Consider the following 17,219-nt stretch of genomic DNA (forward strand, 5'->3'; position numbering starts at 1 on the left):
CGGGTGGCTGCAACACGCCGTAACGGGCAGAGCCTAGAGCGCGCTGCGTCCGCGGCCCGAGTGCTGTTCCATGAGCTTGCCCCGGGTCATCTCCAGCCGGTGCGCGAGGATCTCCGCGACGCTGCGCACCAGCGCGAGTCCGAGCTGGGTGTCCTGTTCGCACAGCCGCAGTACCGCCGCCGCGTCGAACTCATAGGCGCGGACGGGGCTGAAGGCCTCCGCGCCGAAGTCCCATTCGTGTGGCGGGAACAGCCAGGACCAGCCCAGCAGATCGCCCGAGCCGAGGCTCGCCACGGTCACCCGCTGCAGCGAGTTGACCCGCTGGTCGAGCGAGACGGCGCCCGAGCGGATGACCCAGAAGCGGTCGGCTTTGCCGCCCGCCTCGAAGATCCGGGTGTCCTCCGGGAAGGAGACCTCGTGTGCGAGCGTCATCAGGCTCTGCCGCTGGGGCGGGGGAAGGGCGGTCAGCAGTTTTATCGCTTTGGTCATGGCGCGGGGCTCCTCGCCGGGGATCGGTTCCGGTGCTTTCCCTACGCTCATTTCAGCCGCTGCCGGCGCCCCGAGCACCTCGGCGGACAGCAGTTCCTGCCAAGAGGCGCCGAGACATGAAAAAGCCCTGGCTGGACGGGGGAGGCCAGCCAGGGCCGTAAGCGGTGGCGAGGAGGACGGTACGGTCGACTCCGTCACCACGTATGAATGAACCTTAAACCATCTGTCGCTGTTTCACTCACCCAGAACCGGGTCAAGTGACCGGTTTCACTTCTTGGGCTCTTCACCGGCCGCCACGACCCTGATCGTCTCGAGCTCCGGGTCGCTGGGGTCCGGCAGGTACATCCCCGCCTCCAGACCGGTGCGCAGATACCGCAGCACGGGTTCGGTGAGCCGCTCGCCGGGCAGCATCGCCGGGATCCCGGGCGGGTACGGCGTGATCATCTCCGCTGCGACACGGCCTGCGGCATCCTCGGTGGGCACGTTCTCCGTGGGGCCGAAGAAGGCGTCCCGGGGCAGCATGGCCTGGGTCAGGCGCAGTTCGGCCGGAGACGGCACGTCCACCCGCGGGCCCGGTCCGAGTCCCGGCGCGGCCCGGGCCAGGTCCTTGAGCGCGGCGATCAGTTCGCCGGCCGTCTGCCGGTCGTCGCCGTGGGTGATCTGCGCGCCGATGCGGCGGTGGTCCACCGGATGGGCGTCCAGGGCCCGCTGCTCGCGCAGCCAGTCCGCGGCCCTGAACCCCGTGATGCCCAGCCCGCTGATGTCGATGATCACCGGCAGGGGATCGAGGTCGTCGGCCCGGCCCGGACCGCAGAAGTCCTCCCGGTCGTTGACGTGCATCCCGCCGATCTCCTCGACGGCGGCACGGACCTCGGCCGCGAGGTCCAGTGCGCCGCCCATCAGCTCCTTGCCGTGCAGGGCCATCTGGCGGCGCCAGCCGTCGAGGCCGGCGTAGATCAGTACCGAGGGGCTGGTGGTGCCCAGCAGGTCGGCCCGCATCTTCAGCAGCTCCGGCGGGACGAGGTCGCCGCGGAGGTGGAAGACGGAGCCCTGTTCCAGCCCGCTGCCCATCTTGTGGATGCTCGTCACACAGATGTCCGCGCCCGCGTCCATCGCCCACGTCGGCAGATCGGGATGGAACGGCAGATGAGCGCCCCAGGCCTCGTCCACGACGAGGGGCACGGAGCGCCGGTGGCAGACCTCGGCGATCGACCGCAGATCTGCGCAACTGCCGTACGGCGTCGGGCTGGTGACCAGCGCGCCCTTCGCGTCGGGATGGGCCTCGAAGGCCGCCTCGAAGTCGTCCGGGGACGGCGGATGCGCCAGGTGGCGCTGCGGGTCCCAGCGCGGCTCGACCCAGATCGGCTCGATGCCCGACAGGATCAGCCCCGCCACCACCGACTTGTGGGCGTCCCGGCCGACCAGCAGCTTCTCGTGCGGTCCCGCGACGGCCAGCATCGCCGCCTTGACGGACAGCGAACTGCCGCAGGTCGTGAAAAAGGTGTGCTCGGCGTGCACGGCATCGGCCATCAGCTCCTCGGCACGGTCCAGCACGCGCCCCCGGGTGAGCCTGTCGTCCAGCCCGCCCGATGCCAGCACGTCACCGAGGAACACCGCATCGCCCAGCACCTCCCGCGCCGCGGGATCGGCGCCGCGGGCCTGCTTGTGGCCAGGAGGCGTGAACCCCAACCGCCCGCGGCGGTGGTATTCGGCCAGTGCTTCCAGAATGGGCGCTCGGCTGTGATCGACTGTCATGCGCACCCGGGTTCCCGCCCTCGGGCACCGCCAATCGGGCGCACACCGAGCGGCCGAAGCAAGAGCCCGCCCGGTCCGCCGGCCCGGTCAGCCGGCTTTACCGGGGGTCAGGATCTCGTCCAGCACCCTGAGGACGGCTTCGTAGGCCAGCGTCCGTACGGCGGCCTCGCGCGCCGCCTCCGGCTCGTCCGCCCGCAAGCCCTCGTCCCGTGCCCGCCACCGGCGCTCCTCCTGCTGCGCGCAGGCCCGCGCACGCTGGATGCGGCGCAGCAGTTCGTCTGAGTCCACGACATCGGTCATGACATCCGCGTACCCCCCAATGGCCGGGGCACGTACTTTCCGCCGGGAGGTTTGGCGGGGCCCGCGCAGGTGAGCCGAACAAAGAGACCTGCGGTGTTCGCGCAGCGGGGGCGGAATCGCTGCTGACGGGCGGGGGAACAGCCGTGTCCGAGAGGTGCTTGGCGCCGGCCCGGACTGCGGCGGCCGCGGGTGAGGCAGGGTCCGGCTTCCCTCCCCGCGCACATGGAGGCCGGTTCTTCACCGAATCAGGGAGCCACGCGATGTGCGAGGAGCACATGACCGAATCCGCCCTCGGGCGACTGGGCGCGCAGCGGACCGGACCGCCGTGTTCGTGCAGGCCCGCCGAGGCGCGCAGGGCGGTCGAGCGGGCGGTCACGGAACGCTGCAGGGCCACCCACACCCACTGCGACGAGGAGGCCCTCGGGGACGCCCTGCTCGTCGCCACCGAGCTGACGACCAACGCCATCCTGCACGGCGGCGGCGTCACGGACTTCCGCGTCGATGTCCTGGGAACGGGCGTGCGCGTCTCGGTGAGCGACCGCAGCGACCGGCTGCCGGTGACCAGGCAGCCCACGGACCCACGGCGGCGGCACCGCATCGGCGGCCACGGCTGGCCCATCGTGTGCCGGCTGGCCCGCGACGTACGCGTGTCGGAACTGCCCGCCGGCGGCAAGTGCATCACGGCCGTGGTCCCCTTCGACTGAAGGCCTCGACGACGCGGCGTTTGTTCCCTCGACCCCCGGGCATACGGATGTTCGTGCTTCGGACCGGAGGCGCGCCAGCGGGAGCGATATGGCTGCCCTGGGCCCTCACTCGGTCCGGGCGTCGGCCTTCCCGCGGTAAGTCCCTGAAACCCCTCGTTCAGGAGCGAATCCGCATGCTTATCGACATGTCGACCAGCACTTCCGGCACCCAGGCCCGGACGACCGCCCCCACCCGGCGGCGGCACGACGACGCCCCCGACACGGCGGACCTCTTCGCCCGCCTCGCCACCTTGGAGGACGGCCCCGAGCGGGAGGCGGTCCGCGACGAACTCGTCACGGCCTGGCTGCCCATGGCCCACCGCATCGCCGGCCGCTTCCGCGACCGCGGCGAGTCCCTCGAGGATCTGCGCCAGGTCGCGGCACTCGGCCTGGTGAAGGCGATCGACCGGTACGCCCCCGAGCGGGGAGCGTTCGAGAGCTACGCCGTGCCCACCATCACCGGCGAGGTGAAGCGCCACTTCCGGGACCGCATGTGGGCCCTCAGGGTGCCCCGCAGGATCCAGGAACTCCGCAACAAGGTGCGGGTGGCCCGCCGCGAGCTGACCCAGACCCCGGGCAGCTCCGAACCTTCCGCCGCCGACATCGCCGCCCACACCGGGCTCACCGAGGACGAGGTCAACTCCGGCCTGGAGGCCCTCGACAGCTTCAGCACCCTGTCACTGGACGCCGAACTCTCGGGCGACGACGACGGCTACAGCCTCGCCGACACCCTCGGCGCTGCGGACTCCGCGTACGACGTCGTGATCGACCGCGAAGCCGCCAAGGAAGGCCTGCGGCGTCTGCCCGAACGCGACCGCGCCATCCTCTACATGCGCTACTTCGAGGACATGACACAGAGCCGGATCGCCGACCAATTCGGCATCTCCCAGATGCATGTCTCCCGCCTCATCAGCCGCAGCTGCGCCCGGGTGCGGGCCGAGGCGCTGGGGCAGGCGGCCGGCAACGGGCGGGCGGCCGCGGCTTGAGCGGCCCGCAGCGAGGAGGAGGACCGATGCTGATCCCTCATCCTGCCGTCCTGCGCAGGCTTGTCGAGGAGTACGAGACCGCGCTGGCCGAGGAGGCCGAGCACGGCGGCGGGCCGAGCCCACGGGCCGAGGACCTGGCCTACACCCTGTGCGTGTCGACCGGCACGCGCAATGTGGGGCGGGCCCTGGAAGCGGCCCACCGACTGCTCGCGGCCACCCCGCCGAGATCGGAGGCGCCGGAGGTCGGGGTCCGGTGACACCAGGCATGGGAAAAGTCGACGTCCAGGTCGCCGGCCTGGCGGAGCGCGGTCCGGCCATCGGGCAGCCCACCTGCCCGACGGAGCCCGGGAGGCACCCGTGAACTCCAGTGCCGTGCCGCGGACGGGCAGGCTCGGTGCCGAGCGGGCGGCGCGCGGCACGGTGACCGAGGGCGCCGCCCGGGCGGGACTCGCCGCCCGCGGGGTCATTTATCTCCTGGTCGGCGTCCTGGCGCTGCAGATCGCCTTCGGCGACGGCAGCCGTCAGGCGGACCGCGGCGGCGCCCTCGCCACGCTGGCCGGGCAGCCGTTCGGCACCGTGCTGCTGTGGGCGCTCGGTCTCGGGCTGGCCGGCATGGCGGTGTGGCGGCTGTCGGAGGCCGTCTTCGGATCGGTCGGCCCGGACGGCCGCACGCCACGAAAGCGGCTGCTCGCGGTCGCCCGCTGCGTCTTCTACGCGGTGGTCGCCTACTCGGTGCTGACGTTCGCCGCGGGCCCCCGCGGCGGCGGCAGCCGATCGAGTGACGCGCAGTCGCGCGACGTCACGGCCAGGGTCCTCGGCCTGCCCGCCGGGCAGTGGCTCGTGGGCGCGGTCGGGGCCGGCATCATCGTGGCGGGCGTGTGGATCGCCGTACAAGCGGTACGGCGCGACTACCGCAAGCTGCTCAAGCTCGGCGAGATGTCCCTCTGGGCCCGGCGGCTGGTGGATGTCACCGGCGTGGCCGGCGGCGGGTCGCGCGGCCTGGTGTTCGCCGCCGCGGGCACCTTCGCCGTGCGCGCCGCGGTCGACTACGACCCGCAGCGGGCCAAGGGGCTCGACGACACCCTGCGCTCGTTCGCCCGTACTCCGCTGGGTCCGTCGTTGCTGGCTTGCGTCGCGGCCGGTCTCGCCCTGTTCGGGTTGTTCTCGTTCGCGTTGGCTCGCTGGCGGAAGGTCTGACACGCGCCACACGGGGAACAAGGATCTGATGAGCGAATCCGAGTTTCCACCGGAGCACCGGCCCGTCGATCTCTACCTCGGCCTCCTGCGCACCCGGATGGACACGGAGGACTTCCGGCAACTGCTGGACGTGGTCGAACCGGTCCTGCGGGCGATCGAGGAACAGCGCATGCCCTCCGTGGACTTCGCGCTCGGCGAGGACCACGGGGAGGGACTGTCCCAGGAGGTCCGTGACGAGGCCGCCCTGGTCATCGCCGCAGCCGTGACCGGCCGGCTCGACAACGAGGTCGTCGAGATCGACCTCGAGGGGACCGGCCCGATCAGGGTGATCACCGATGCGGACACCGCCTCGGACCCGGTTCGGCTGGGTGAGATCGCCGACTACATCCGGGAACGGCACCGCCAGGACGAGGAGCTGCGTGGCATCGCCGAGGTGAGCGGTCTGCCCACCGACTTCTGAGGGCGGGGCGCTCACCGCTTCGGCGCTGCCACCGGCACCTTCAGCGGCCGGGCCAGGCCCACCACCGCCTCGTCCAGGCGCTGCAGATGCCGCAGCACCCGGTCGGTGATGCGGCCGTAGCGCGAGCCGCCGGGCAGGTCGGACTCCAGGAGCGAGGCGATGCTCGCCCCCGTCTCGACCTCGACGGCGGCCCGTCCGTCGGCGACCCTCGCCGCGATCGTCCCGATGTTGCGGAGGATGCGCTTGCCGGCCCCCCGCAGCCGCGGATCCGCCGCGATCGAGGGATGCGTCGGCAGCAGCTCGGCCATCGCCGCCAGTGAACGCGCGTGGTACGCGCAGGTCTCGAGCAGCGCGACGACATAGCGGGCGGTGTTGCGCCTGGCCCGCAGTGGAGTGACCGGGTGGGTGAGCGGCTGGGTGGCGGTGCGCAGGTCGGCCAGTGCCTGGTCGAGGTCGCGTGCCTTGTCGAGGAGCTCGACCGGTTCCCCGCCGCTGAGCTGGTCGACGGCGGCCTCGGTGACGTCGGCGAGCCGGTCCAGGGTGGTGACCAGGAGGTCGTTGGTACGGCGCTCGGTGTGCACCGGCAGGACGAACGCCGCCGCGATGATCCCGCAGGCCGCGCCCAGCGCCGTCTCCTCCACCCGCAGCACCAGCACCGACAGGCTGTAGGTGTGCAGCAGCGTGTACAGCACGCCCAGCGCCGCGGTGACGAAGAAGGACATCAGCGTGTACGACAGCGGCGCCGTGTAGAACATCGCGAACACGCACAGCAGCACCAGCGCGAACGCCGTCCACGTGTGGTGCCCGACCAGCCCCGCGAGCAGCAGACCGGCCACCACGCCGAGCACCGTGCCCAGCAGCCGCCGGTAGCCCTTGACCAGGATCTCCCCGGTCGAAGCGGTGTTGATGAACACGATCCAGCAGGTCAGCACCGCCCAGTACCAGCGCTGGCTGGAGAGGAACTCACCGCCGACGATCGCCAGCGCCGATCCCAGCGCGACCTGAACGGCAGCGCGCGTCGTGGGCCGCCGCAGGCCCGTCGGCGCCTCCTCGGCGGCTTCCTCGCCCGCGTCGATCGCCGCGTCCTCCGCGTCCAGTTCCTCGCGCGAGCGGGCCGTCGACGGGGTGTCGTCCGCGTCGTCCTGCGGGTCGCCGAGAGCGATCCGAAGTCCGAGCACCGCGCGGGCGGCCTCGCCGACACCGCGGAAGACGTCCTGGAGGGCGGGGGAGGCCTTCGGCAGGTTCTCCTCGTCGCGATAGCCGAGGAGCCGATTGCGCAGCTGGGACAGGCCGGTTCCCAGGTCCTCGGAGACCGGCCGCAGCACCAGCAGGCGCAGCGCCTCCAGGTCGCGGCGCAGGGCCGCGGTCGACTCGTCCTGTACGGGCAGCCGGCCGCCCGGCGGGACGGGCGCGCCCGGCAGGTGCAGGGTCAGCGTGTCCGCCCGCTCGGCGCTGCGGGCGGTCAGCAGCAGCAGTCCGAGGCGTTCGGCGGCGATCTCGGCGTCCGCGATGCGGCGCTGCACGAGCCGGGCCACGGCCTCGTCGGCGGTGCCCTCCTCCAGCCGCCCCTGGATCATCATGGCCGTCTCGTGGAGGCGGGCGGTGCCGTCGCGTACGTCCTGAAGCGCCTTGTCGATCTCGTCCGGCCCGGCGTCGAGGAGAGCGAGCTGCGCGGTCACCAGCTGCGCCAGCCGGGCGCGGAAGGCCTCCCGCAGCCGCTCCAGGATGCCCGCGGGCGTCTCCGGTACGAGCGCGAAGCGCACCACGGCGCTGGAGGTGACGGCGACGGCAACCACGCCCCACAGCTGCGGCAGCGCCGACACGGTGGCCCCGACGAACAGGGACATGAAGTAGACCTGGAAGCCGATCAGCCCGAGCGTGGTGCCGCGGTCGCCGAAGCGGCGGGCGTAGACGGCGCAGAAGATCAGCGCGACGAAGAAGAGGTCGCCGCCCACCACCCGGGAGTGCAGGACCGCACCCAGTGACACGGAGGCCAGCGCCACCACCAGGCCCAGCGCGAGCGTGACGGCCTGCCGGCCGCGCTGCTTCTCCCGGATGGCGAAGGTGGAGACCATCGCCGCGATGGCGCCCGCCACCAGATGGCGCACGTCGGCGCCGAGCAGGGAGAGCACGGCCAGCGTGAGGGCGATGGCACCGACCGTTCTCAGGCCCGCGGCCAGCCGGAGCAACCCGGGATCGGAGGCCGCGACGAGATCTCGCAGCCGTGCCCGGACCGACCCTTCCGCTGCCCTCACGCCGCCGTACTCACTCCCGCTTCACGTCATGATCCGGTTCTCAGCATCGCATGACGTGACCGGAGCGTGCGCACCGGCTCAGGTCTCCTTGCGGCCCGTCTCCTCGACATGCGCGCGCACCTGTTCCGGCGTCATATAGGCGTTGGTGAACTCGAAGTCCTTCAGCGTGGCGGCCTTGCGGGCCTGGAAGCCCGTACGGACGAAGTCGTCGCCGGCCAGGGCGTTGAGCGTCCAGTTCGTCGCCACGCGGACCTTGGCGACGTTGGTGCGCAGAGCCATCCAGTGATAGCCGCGGGCGGCCACCTGGGCGGGCAGACCGCGCAGTTCAATGCCGAGCGGCTTGGAGACGGCGTCCTTGCCGCCGAGGTCGACCACCAGCCCGAGGTCCTTGTGGACGTACGGCGTCAGGGGCTTTCCCCGCAGGGTCGCGATGACGTTGTCCGCGACGTGCTTGCCCTGCCGCATGGCGTGCTGCGCGGTCGGCGGGCAGATCGCCGACTCGTCGTCCTTGGCCTTGTCCGGCACCGCGCCGGAGTCGCCCAGCGCGAACACGCCGTCGTGGCCGGGCAGGTTCATCTCGGCGTTGACGGCGAGCCGGCCCCGTACCGTCTCCGCGTCGAGCGTGGCGATGAGCGGGCTCGCGACGACACCGGCGGTCCAGATCAGGGTGCGGGTGGGGATCACCCGGCCGTCGGTGAAGGTGACCTCCTCGGGGCCCGCCTTGGCGATGGAGACACCCAGCGAGACGTCGATGCCGCGCCGCTTGAGGATCTCCTGGGCGCTGCGGCCGAGCTTGTCGCCCAGTTCGGGCATCAGCTTCGGGGCGATGTCGATCAGATGCCACTTGATCAGCGCCGGATCGATGCGCGGGTAGCGCTTGACCGCGGCGTGCGTGAGCTTCTGCAGACAGGCGGCGGTCTCGGTGCCGGCGTAGCCGCCGCCGACCACCACGAACTGCAGCCGCGAGGCCCGCTCCGCCGGATCGTCGCTGGCGTCGGCCAGGTCGAGCTGGGAGATGACGTGATCGCGGATGTAGGCGGCCTCGGCGAGGGTCTTCATACCGAAGGCGTGCTCGGTCAGACCCGGAATGTCGAAGGTGCGGGTGACGCTGCCGGTGGCCAGCACGATGTAGTCGTAGGGCTCGTTGACGATCCGGTCGGTGATGGTGCGGATGACGCAGACCTTGGCCTTCAGGTCGACGCCGATGGCTCCGCCCGGAATGATCCGGGTGCGGTACTTCTTGCTGCGCCGCAGTGAGACGGCGATCGACTGGGGCGTCAGCACCCCGGAGGCGACCTGGGGCAGCAGCGGCAGATAGAGCTGGTAGGCGAACGGTGTCACCAGGGTGACCTCCGCTTCGTCGGGCGCGAGTTTCCGCTCCAGCCGGCGTACGCACTCCACGCCGGCGAAACCTGCGCCAACCACCAGGATCCTGGGTCGTGTCACGGTGTTCATCCCTCTCTGCGGCTCCAGGCGGTCTGCATCCAACGCCCTTCGCATGCCCTGGATCGCTGCTTGCACCACATCGATCCCACCGTGGCCCCAGCCGTTCCGCCAGCTGGGTGCGGCAGGCAGACGAACGCGTCGAGCACCACCATGCCCGTCCGCGTGCGGAAACGCACCGGTCAGGAGTGAACCTTTTGGATCACGTGCTGCGCGGAAAGTGGCGGGATTGTGCTCAGCCAGTGGTCAGCGGAACACGTCGTCGGCCTCGTCCCAGCTCGACAGTTCGTCCGGCACGGTCTGCCGGGGAGCGCGGGTGCGTGCCTGGTACATCGCGTCGATCTCGAACGCGTAGTGCCGCACGATCGCGTCCCGGCGCAGCTTCATGGACGGCGTCATGAGCCCGTTGGACATGTCGAACTGCTCCGGCAGCACCCGGAAGACCCGGATCGACTCCGAGCGCGACACGGCGCTGTTGGCCGCGGCCACGGCCCGCCCGATCTCCTCGCGCAGCGCATTCTCCTCGCGGGCCTCCCGGCTCGGCATGTCGCTCTGCAGCGACAGGGAGCCGCGCCAGTACGCCAGGAACTTCGGATCCAGGGTGATCAGCGCCCCCACACAGGGCCGGTTGTCGCCGACGACGACCGCCTGGTGGATCAGAGGATGCATCCTCAGTCGCTGTTCCAGGGCGGCCGGGGCGACGTTCTTGCCGCTGCTGGTGACGATGATGTCCTTCTTGCGGCCGGTGATGGTCAGATAGCCCTGCGGGTCGATCCGCCCGAGGTCGCCGGTGGCCAGCCAGCCGTCGCGCAGGACGGCCCGCGTCGCCGCCTCGGCGTTGATGTAGCCCTGGAAGACCGAGGGACCGCGGACCAGGATCTCGCCGTCCTCGGCCACGGCGATCTCGTTGCCCGGCAGCGCCTGCCCGACGGTGCCCGACAGCTCCCGGCCCAGCGGCTGCGCGGTGACGCCGCCGGCGGCCTCCGTCAGGCCGTACCCGTCGTTCACATAGATGCCGATGCCCTCGTAGAAGAGGGTCAGTTCACGGCTGAGGGGCGAGCCGCCGGACGTCGCCCGCATCACCCGGCCGCCGACCGCGGCGCGCAGCTTGCGGTACACCGTCCGCTCGAACAGGGCGTGTTGCAGCCGCAGATCGAAACCGGGCCCCGAACCGCCGCCCAGCCGCTGCCGCTCCAGCGCCGCGGCGAAATCCCTCGCCGTGTCCGCAGCCCGCTCGAACAGCGCACCGCGGCCCGCCTCCTGGGCGACTCGCAGGAAGTTCTTGTAGATCTTCTCCAGGAGCGAGGGAACCGCGCACAGATAGGTGGGCCGGAAGGAGAGCAGGGACGCCGAGAGCGCCTCCTCGCTCATGTCGGGCTCGTGTGCCATCACCATGCCGCCGCGAATGCACAGGGTCTGCACCAGAAGGCCGTAGACGTGCGAGAAGGGCAGGAAGGCGAGCACCGAGGCCTGCTGCTCACCCGGCGGGATCACGGTGTGGCCCCAGCCCCTCAGCAGGGTGTCGCAGACGCTCGCCAGGTTGCGGTGGCTGAGCGCACAGCCCAGCGCCCGGCCCGTGGTGCCGGAGGTGTAGCTGATGGCCGCCGTGGAGTCCGGGAGCACGATGCGGCGCAGCGAGTCGACCGTGGCCAGCGGGATGAACCTGCCGCGCTCCCGCAGGTCGTCGAGCGCCCCCGCGTCCAACTGCCAGACGTGGCGCAGCAGCGGCAGCGCCCCGCACACGGAGCCGACAGTCATCACCGCCTGCTCGTCCTCCACCACCACGGCCACGCAGCCGGCATCCCGCAGGACCCACTCCACCTGGTCGCGCGAGGAGGTCGGAAAGAGCGGTACGACCTCGGCACCGACCGCCCACAGGGCATGGCTGAGCACCGTCCACTCGTACCGGGTGCGCGCCATGATGGCGACACGGTGGCCCGGCGAAATGCCGGACGCGACCAGCCCCTTGGCGAGATCGACCACCTCGTCCCGCACCTCCACGGCGGTCAACTCCTCCCAGGTGGTGGAGGACGGGATGGGGCGGCGCGCGAGCATGGGCAGGGTGGGGTTGTGAGCTGCCGTGTCGAAGACGGTGTCGGCCAGTCCGCCGGTCAGGGGCGAGACGGTGGGGGGAGCGAGGGCGAAGTCGCGCATGCGCTGCTCCTGAGCTGTACGGAGGGTGACCATGCCGACGAGTTCCGTTGTCGACGGTGCTCGAATCTAGCCCAGGTGGGTGCGGATGGTGACCGGATCCTGCGAAGTTGCGGATCCGTGATGATCAGGCCTGGGTGTGGCGCACGCAGCCCGTGACGACCTCCCGCAGATTGCCGTTGCGCGCCAGGAGTTCACGCTGAACCTGTGCGCCGGTGCCGCCCTTGAGCAGCCGGACGCAGGTCTCCTGGGCACGCTCCAGGTCGCCGCTGTCGGCGAGCGCGTCGCCGATGTGTTCCAGCAGCGCCCGCACCACGCTCCCGGCGGGCTGCCGCCGCATGGTCACGGGATGCAGCAGCTCGTCGGTGAGACCGGAGCGCGCGGCCTGCCAGGCGGCCAGACGGAGCAGGCTGACGCTGTGGTCGAGGGGCGGGTGGCCGGCCCACCACTCCCGAGCGGCGGTCTCCACCAGCCCGCGGGTCAGCGTGGCGACGAGGGCGGCCGTGCCGGCGTGCAGGCAGACGTCCGCGACCCGGACCTCGACGGTCGGGTACTGCCGGGACAGACGCGCGTCGAAGTAGATCATCCCCTCGTCGAGGATCACCCCGCTCGCGACCATGTCCGCCACCCGGCCGTGGTAGCGCTCGGCCGAGCCGAAGACCTCGGTGGGTCCGGCCGACGGCCAGCGCTGCCACACCCGGCTGCGATAGCTGTTGTAGCGGGTGTCCCTGCCCTGCCAGAACGGTGAGTTGGCGCTGAGCGCGGAGATCACCGACAGCCAGGGCCGGATGCGGTCGAGGACCGCGACGCCCTCCTCGTCGGAGTCGACGGAGACATGGACGTGACAGCCGAGCACGAGCTGCTGTTGAACGGCGATGCCGTACTGCTCCTCCATCCACTGGTAGCGGCTTCCCTTGGTGACGGTGGGGCTGACGGGCAGGGGCGAGGTGGCCAGCGCGGCCACCGTGCACCCGATCTCCCCGGCGTGCCGGGCGGCCTCCCGGCGACAGCGCACGATCTCCTCGTTCAGGTCCGCCATGTCGGCCTGGGGATGCGTGTTGAACTCCAGCATCTGGTTGTACAGCTCTTTCTCGAACACGCCCTCGCAGGTGTCGTCCCGCGCCGCACGGGCGAGCACCGCGGCGGACAGCGCCTTGGGCTCGCCCGTCTCCGGGTTCACCAGGAGGAGCTCCTCCTCCACTCCGACGGTGCGCACGTGTGGCCGCCTTTCTGTGGCCGGGCTGCGGCTGGGACGAGCACCGAGTACCCCGCCTGGCCGGTCACAGCAGCGGAGTCAGCCAGATCGTGGCGAGCGGCGGCAGGGTGAGCGTGATCCTCCCCTCCTCCACCTTGACGTCGTCGGGGTTGGTGACGTCGCTGCCGCCGTAGCGCAGCGCGTCGGTGTTGAGGATCTCCCGCCAGGCGGGCACCTCGTCGGGCGCCCAGAGGCGGTAGTCGTGACGTACGACGGGGGAGAAGTTGGAGACCGCGAGCAGCGGGCTGCCGTCGGTGGCGAACCGCAGGAACGCGAAGACGTTGTCCTCGGCGGCGTCCCCCATCACCCACTGGAAGCCGCAGGGCCGGGTGTCCTGCTGCCACAGCGCAGGGGTGCGGCGGTAGACGGCGTTGAGGTCGCGCACCAGGTCGCGGACCCCGCGGTGGTCGGCCTCGGCGCCGTATCCGGGATCGACCAGCCACCAGTCCGGCCCGTGCTCCTGGGACCATTCGGAACCCTGGGCGAACTCCTGCCCCATGAACAGCAGCTGCTTGCCCGGGTGGGCCCACATGAATCCCAGGTACGCCCGGTGGTTGGCGCGTCGCTGCCACCAGTCGCCCGGCATCTTCGACACCAGCGCCTGCTTGCCGTGCACCACCTCGTCGTGCGAGATGGGCAGGACGTAGTTCTCGCTGTAGGCGTACACCATCGAGAACGTCATCTCGTTGTGGTGGTACTTGCGGTGCACCGGCTCGTGCTCGATGTAGCCGAGGGAGTCGTGCATCCAGCCCATGTTCCACTTCAGGCCGAAGCCCAGCCCGCCGCTGTCGGTGGGGCGGGTGACCCCGTCCCAGGCCGTGGACTCCTCCGCGATGGTCACCACGCCGGGCGCCCGCCGGTACACGGTCGCGTTCATCTCCTGCAGGAACGCCACCGCGTCCAGGTCCTCGCGCCCTCCGTGCACGTTCGGCGTCCACTGGCCCGAGTCGCGCGAGTAGTCCAGGTAGAGCATGGAGGCCACGGCGTCCACCCGCAGACCGTCGATGTGGAACTCTTCGCACCAGTAGACGGCGTTCGCCACGAGGAAGTTGCGCACCTCGATGCGCCCGAAGTCGAACTCGTAGGTTCCCCAGTCCGGGTGCTCGGCCCGCCGCGAGTCCCCCGGTTCGTACAGCGGATCCCCGTCGAACCGCGCCAGCGCCCAGTCGTCCTTGGGGAAGTGGGCGGGCACCCAGTCCATGATCACGCCGATGCCGGCCCTGTGCAGGGCGTCGATCAGGTACTTGAAGTCGTCGGGCGTACCCAGCCGCGACATCGGCGCATAGAACCCGGTGACCTGGTAGCCCCAGGAACCGGCGAAGGGGTGCTGGGCGACCGGCATGAACTCGACGTGGGTGAATCCCAGACCGCTCACATACGGCGGCAGCTGCTCCGCGAGCTGACGGTACGTCAACCCGTGCCGCCAGGAGGGGAGATGGATCTCGTAGACCGAGAAGGGTGCCTCGTGCACCGGGAGATCGCCGCGGTGCGCCATCCACTCGTCGTCGCCCCACTCGTAGTGCGAGGCGTGCACGACGGACGCCGTGTCCGGCGGGACCTGCGCGTACCGCGCCATGGGGTCCGCCTTGAGGAAACGGCCGCCGTAGCGCGAGGTGATCTCGAACTTGTACAGCGCGCCCTCCCCGATACCGGGCACGAACAGCTCCCACACCCCCGAGGCGCCCAGGGACCGCATCGGCAGGGCCGTCCCGTCCCAGCAGGTGAAGTCCCCGGCGACCCGGACGCCCTGGGCGTTCGGCGCCCACACCGTGAACCGGGTGCCGGTCACGCCCTCGTGCTCCATGGGCTCGGCACCGAGCGCCTTCCACAGCTGCTCGTGCCGGCCCTCGCGGATCAGATGAAGGTCCAGCTCACCGAGGGCGGGCAGGAAACGGTACGGGTCGGCCGTCTCGTGCTCGCCGTCCGCGTACCGCACCAGCAGCGTGTACTCGGGGATCGCATCGAGTGGCAGCACTCCGGAGAACAGGCCGTCGCCCTCCGAGGCCAGCGGGCGCCGCTTCCCGTCGACGACGACGCTCACCGCGCGGGCGTAGGGCCGCAACGCCCGGAAGACGACGCCACCCGGGACCGGGTGGGCGCCCAGCAGCGCGTGCGGATCATGGTGCCGGCCGGTGAGCAGACGTTCGCGTTCGCCGGGATCCAGGGCAGGCGCCATCGTGCATCCGGCGGTGAGCGGTCCGGACCGCTCGGGGAGAGAGGTGTCACGCAGGGCCACGGGTTCAGCCTCCTCTTACGGCGAGACGCTCGATCGCCGCCATCGGTACGGGGAGCCAGTCCGGCCGGTGCCGGGCTTCGTACAGGACCTCGTACACGGCTCGATCGGTCTCATAGGCACGCAGCAGTCCGTGCTTCTTGCGCGGGTCCCAGCCGGCCCGCTCGGCGTAGCCCGCGCAGTAGGCCTCGCGGCAGCGGCGCGCCCACTCCGGGCGCCAGGGGCGGCGCTGGCGGGCGGCGTAGTCGAAGGAGCGCAGCATGCCCGCGATGTCCCGCACCGGGGACTGGGTGCTGCGCCGCTCGGCGAGCGGGCGGGACGGCTCGCCCTCGAAGTCGATGACGAACCAGTCCCGGCCGGCCCGCAGCACCTGACCCAGGTGCAGGTCGCCGTGGATGCGCTGGGCGGGCGGCCCCGGATCGCAGGCGACGAGCGCGCCGAAGGCGGTGCGCAGCCGGGGCACGTACGGGCGCAGCGCCGGTACGCAGTGGGCCGCGGCGTCCAGGCGCTCGGTCATGGCCGCCGCCGTCCGCACGCTCTCGTCGTGTGCCCCGGCCGGGAAGGCGGCCGCCAGCGCGAGGTGCACCTCCGCGGTGGCCCGGCCCAGCTCGCGGGCCTGCACGGTGAAATCGTCGCCGGCGGCGAGCGCCTGCAGGGCCAGCGCCCAGCCGTCGGAGGCATCGGGCAGGAACGGCTGCAGCACGCCGAGCGTCGCCTCCTGCGGATGCGTCGTGCGGAACCACGCCACCGGCGCCGGCACCCGGCCGCAGCCCTGCCCGGCCAGCGCACTCGGCACCTCCAGGTCGGGGTTGATGCCGGGCTGCACGCGCCGGAACACCTTCAGGATGAACTCGTCGCCGTACACCAGGGAGGAGTTGGACTGCTCGGCCTCCAGCACCCGCGGCACCAGCCCGGCGGGCACATGCACGGACGGATCGGCCTCGAAACGCAGCGGCCCCGCCGCACCGGGCTGCCGCAGCCGCTCCAGGAGCAGTTGCGCCGAACGGGGGTCCTGCAGCGCGTCGTACACCGTCAGACCGGCCAGCGGACCCTCCTCCGCCCTGCCGATCAGGGCCCGTCCGAGCCTCGGCGACACGTGCCGGCGCACGCCGAGCAACAGCTGGTAGCAGTCACCGGCCGGCGTGGCACCGCTGGGCGCGGGCAGGCCGCTCTGTCCGGTCTGCACCAGCAGGTGCAGACAGCCGGGGAACAGCTCCGTCATGGACAGCAGGCCGAGGTCCGTGACGGGCCGGTCCTTGCCCGCGAACCAGCGCTGCCGCGGCAGCCACTCGCGCAGCAGCCCGGCGAGCGAGGCCATGGGCCCGGCGGCGAGGCTGGGTCTGGGGCGGAGCGATGCGGTCTTCGCCATGGTGACGCGTCCTTTCCTCGCCTCACGCCAGAGGACGGCGGCCGATGCGGGATGCGACTCGGGTGAGCCGGAACCAGTAGAAGCCATGGCCGGCGAGGGTCAGCAGGTACGGCAGCTCACCGATGGCCGGGAAGCGCACCCCGCCGATGAGCTCCACGGGATGGCGCCCGTCGTAGGCCCGCAGATCGAGTTCGGTGGGCTGCGCGAACCGGGAGAAGTTGTTCACGCACAGCACCAGGTCGTCGCCGTACTCCCGGAGGAATGCCAGCACCGCCGGGTTGGAGGACGGCAGTTCCGTGAAGGACCCGAGGCCGAAGGCCGGGTTCTGCTTGCGGATCTCGATCATGCGGCGGGTCCAGTGCAGCAGCGAGGACGGGTCCGACATCGACGCCTCGACGTTGGTGACCTGGTAGCCGTAGACGGGATCCATGATGGTCGGCAGGAACAGCCGTCCCGGATCGCAGGACGAGAAGCCCGAGTTCCGGTCGGGTGTCCACTGCATCGGGGTGCGTACGGCGTCCCGGTCGCCGAGCCAGATGTTGTCGCCCATGCCGATCTCGTCGCCGTAGTAGAGGATCGGCGA

At 71.3% G+C, this 17,219-nt stretch carries 15 protein-coding genes; 5 read left to right on the top strand and 10 right to left on the bottom strand.

Annotation, left to right across the window (positions count from 1 at the left end; genetic code table 11):
• Positions 1-33 precede the first annotated feature (33 nt).
• The 3 genes from ACFY1E_RS25765 to ACFY1E_RS25775 all read right to left on the bottom strand — a co-directional run bounded on the left by ACFY1E_RS25765 (position 34) and on the right by ACFY1E_RS25775 (position 2,544).
• Positions 34-489 carry a cyclic nucleotide-binding domain-containing protein gene (locus ACFY1E_RS25765; RefSeq protein WP_389079786.1) on the bottom strand — a complete coding sequence of 152 codons (456 nt, stop codon included), beginning with the start codon at positions 487-489 and terminating at the stop codon, positions 34-36.
• A 267-nt stretch (positions 490-756) separates the two neighbouring features.
• Complete coding sequence (locus ACFY1E_RS25770; RefSeq protein ID WP_389079788.1) at positions 757-2,244, bottom strand: aminotransferase class I/II-fold pyridoxal phosphate-dependent enzyme; 1,488 nt, start codon at positions 2,242-2,244, stop codon at positions 757-759.
• An 87-nt stretch (positions 2,245-2,331) separates the two neighbouring features.
• A complete protein-coding gene (locus tag ACFY1E_RS25775; RefSeq protein ID WP_389079789.1) occupies positions 2,332-2,544 on the bottom strand; it encodes a hypothetical protein in 213 nt (70 codons plus the stop codon).
• 260 nt (positions 2,545-2,804) lie between these two features.
• Here ACFY1E_RS25775 and ACFY1E_RS25780 point away from each other — a divergent pair, with 260 nt between their 5' ends.
• From ACFY1E_RS25780 to ACFY1E_RS25800, 5 genes are all read left to right on the top strand, one after another.
• Entirely contained in the window at positions 2,805-3,248 is a 444-nt protein-coding gene (locus ACFY1E_RS25780) for an ATP-binding protein (protein WP_389079790.1), read from the top strand.
• 173 nt (positions 3,249-3,421) lie between these two features.
• Positions 3,422-4,273 (top strand): SigB/SigF/SigG family RNA polymerase sigma factor, encoded by an 852-nt coding sequence (locus ACFY1E_RS25785; protein WP_389079792.1) that lies wholly within the window; start codon positions 3,422-3,424, stop codon positions 4,271-4,273.
• A 26-nt stretch (positions 4,274-4,299) separates the two neighbouring features.
• A complete protein-coding gene (locus ACFY1E_RS25790; RefSeq protein WP_389079793.1) occupies positions 4,300-4,530 on the top strand; it encodes a DUF5133 domain-containing protein in 231 nt (76 codons plus the stop codon).
• A 100-nt stretch (positions 4,531-4,630) separates the two neighbouring features.
• Positions 4,631-5,470 carry a DUF1206 domain-containing protein gene (locus tag ACFY1E_RS25795; protein WP_389079795.1) on the top strand — a complete coding sequence of 280 codons (840 nt, stop codon included), beginning with the start codon at positions 4,631-4,633 and terminating at the stop codon, positions 5,468-5,470.
• A gap of 28 nt (positions 5,471-5,498) precedes the next feature.
• Complete coding sequence (locus tag ACFY1E_RS25800; protein ID WP_389079796.1) at positions 5,499-5,930, top strand: hypothetical protein; 432 nt, start codon at positions 5,499-5,501, stop codon at positions 5,928-5,930.
• Between the two features lie 11 nt (positions 5,931-5,941).
• Here the strand turns inward: ACFY1E_RS25800 and ACFY1E_RS25805 are convergent, their stop codons facing one another.
• The 7 genes from ACFY1E_RS25805 to ACFY1E_RS25835 form a co-directional block, all read right to left on the bottom strand.
• Positions 5,942-8,185, bottom strand: a complete 2,244-nt coding sequence (locus ACFY1E_RS25805) for an FUSC family protein (protein WP_389079798.1) — start codon at positions 8,183-8,185, stop codon at positions 5,942-5,944.
• A 78-nt stretch (positions 8,186-8,263) separates the two neighbouring features.
• Complete coding sequence (locus tag ACFY1E_RS25810; protein WP_389079799.1) at positions 8,264-9,640, bottom strand: NAD(P)/FAD-dependent oxidoreductase; 1,377 nt, start codon at positions 9,638-9,640, stop codon at positions 8,264-8,266.
• Between the two features lie 234 nt (positions 9,641-9,874).
• Complete coding sequence (locus tag ACFY1E_RS25815) at positions 9,875-11,782, bottom strand: AMP-dependent synthetase/ligase (RefSeq protein WP_389079800.1); 1,908 nt, start codon at positions 11,780-11,782, stop codon at positions 9,875-9,877.
• A gap of 124 nt (positions 11,783-11,906) precedes the next feature.
• Positions 11,907-12,995, bottom strand: a complete 1,089-nt coding sequence (locus ACFY1E_RS25820; protein WP_389079801.1) for a glutamate--cysteine ligase — start codon at positions 12,993-12,995, stop codon at positions 11,907-11,909.
• 64 nt (positions 12,996-13,059) lie between these two features.
• Positions 13,060-15,270, bottom strand: a complete 2,211-nt coding sequence (gene glgB / locus ACFY1E_RS25825; RefSeq protein ID WP_389079802.1) for a 1,4-alpha-glucan branching enzyme — start codon at positions 15,268-15,270, stop codon at positions 13,060-13,062.
• Between the two features lie 4 nt (positions 15,271-15,274).
• Positions 15,275-16,636, bottom strand: a complete 1,362-nt coding sequence (locus tag ACFY1E_RS25830) for a maltokinase (protein WP_389079804.1) — start codon at positions 16,634-16,636, stop codon at positions 15,275-15,277.
• Positions 16,637-16,658: 22 nt separating this feature from the next.
• The coding region (locus ACFY1E_RS25835; RefSeq protein ID WP_389079805.1) for an alpha-glucosidase C-terminal domain-containing protein at positions 16,659-17,219 on the bottom strand (561 nt) is incomplete at its 5' end.

This window comes from Streptomyces sp. NPDC001604, assembly GCF_042893475.1.
In the GTDB taxonomy this organism is placed as follows: domain Bacteria; phylum Actinomycetota; class Actinomycetes; order Streptomycetales; family Streptomycetaceae; genus Streptomyces.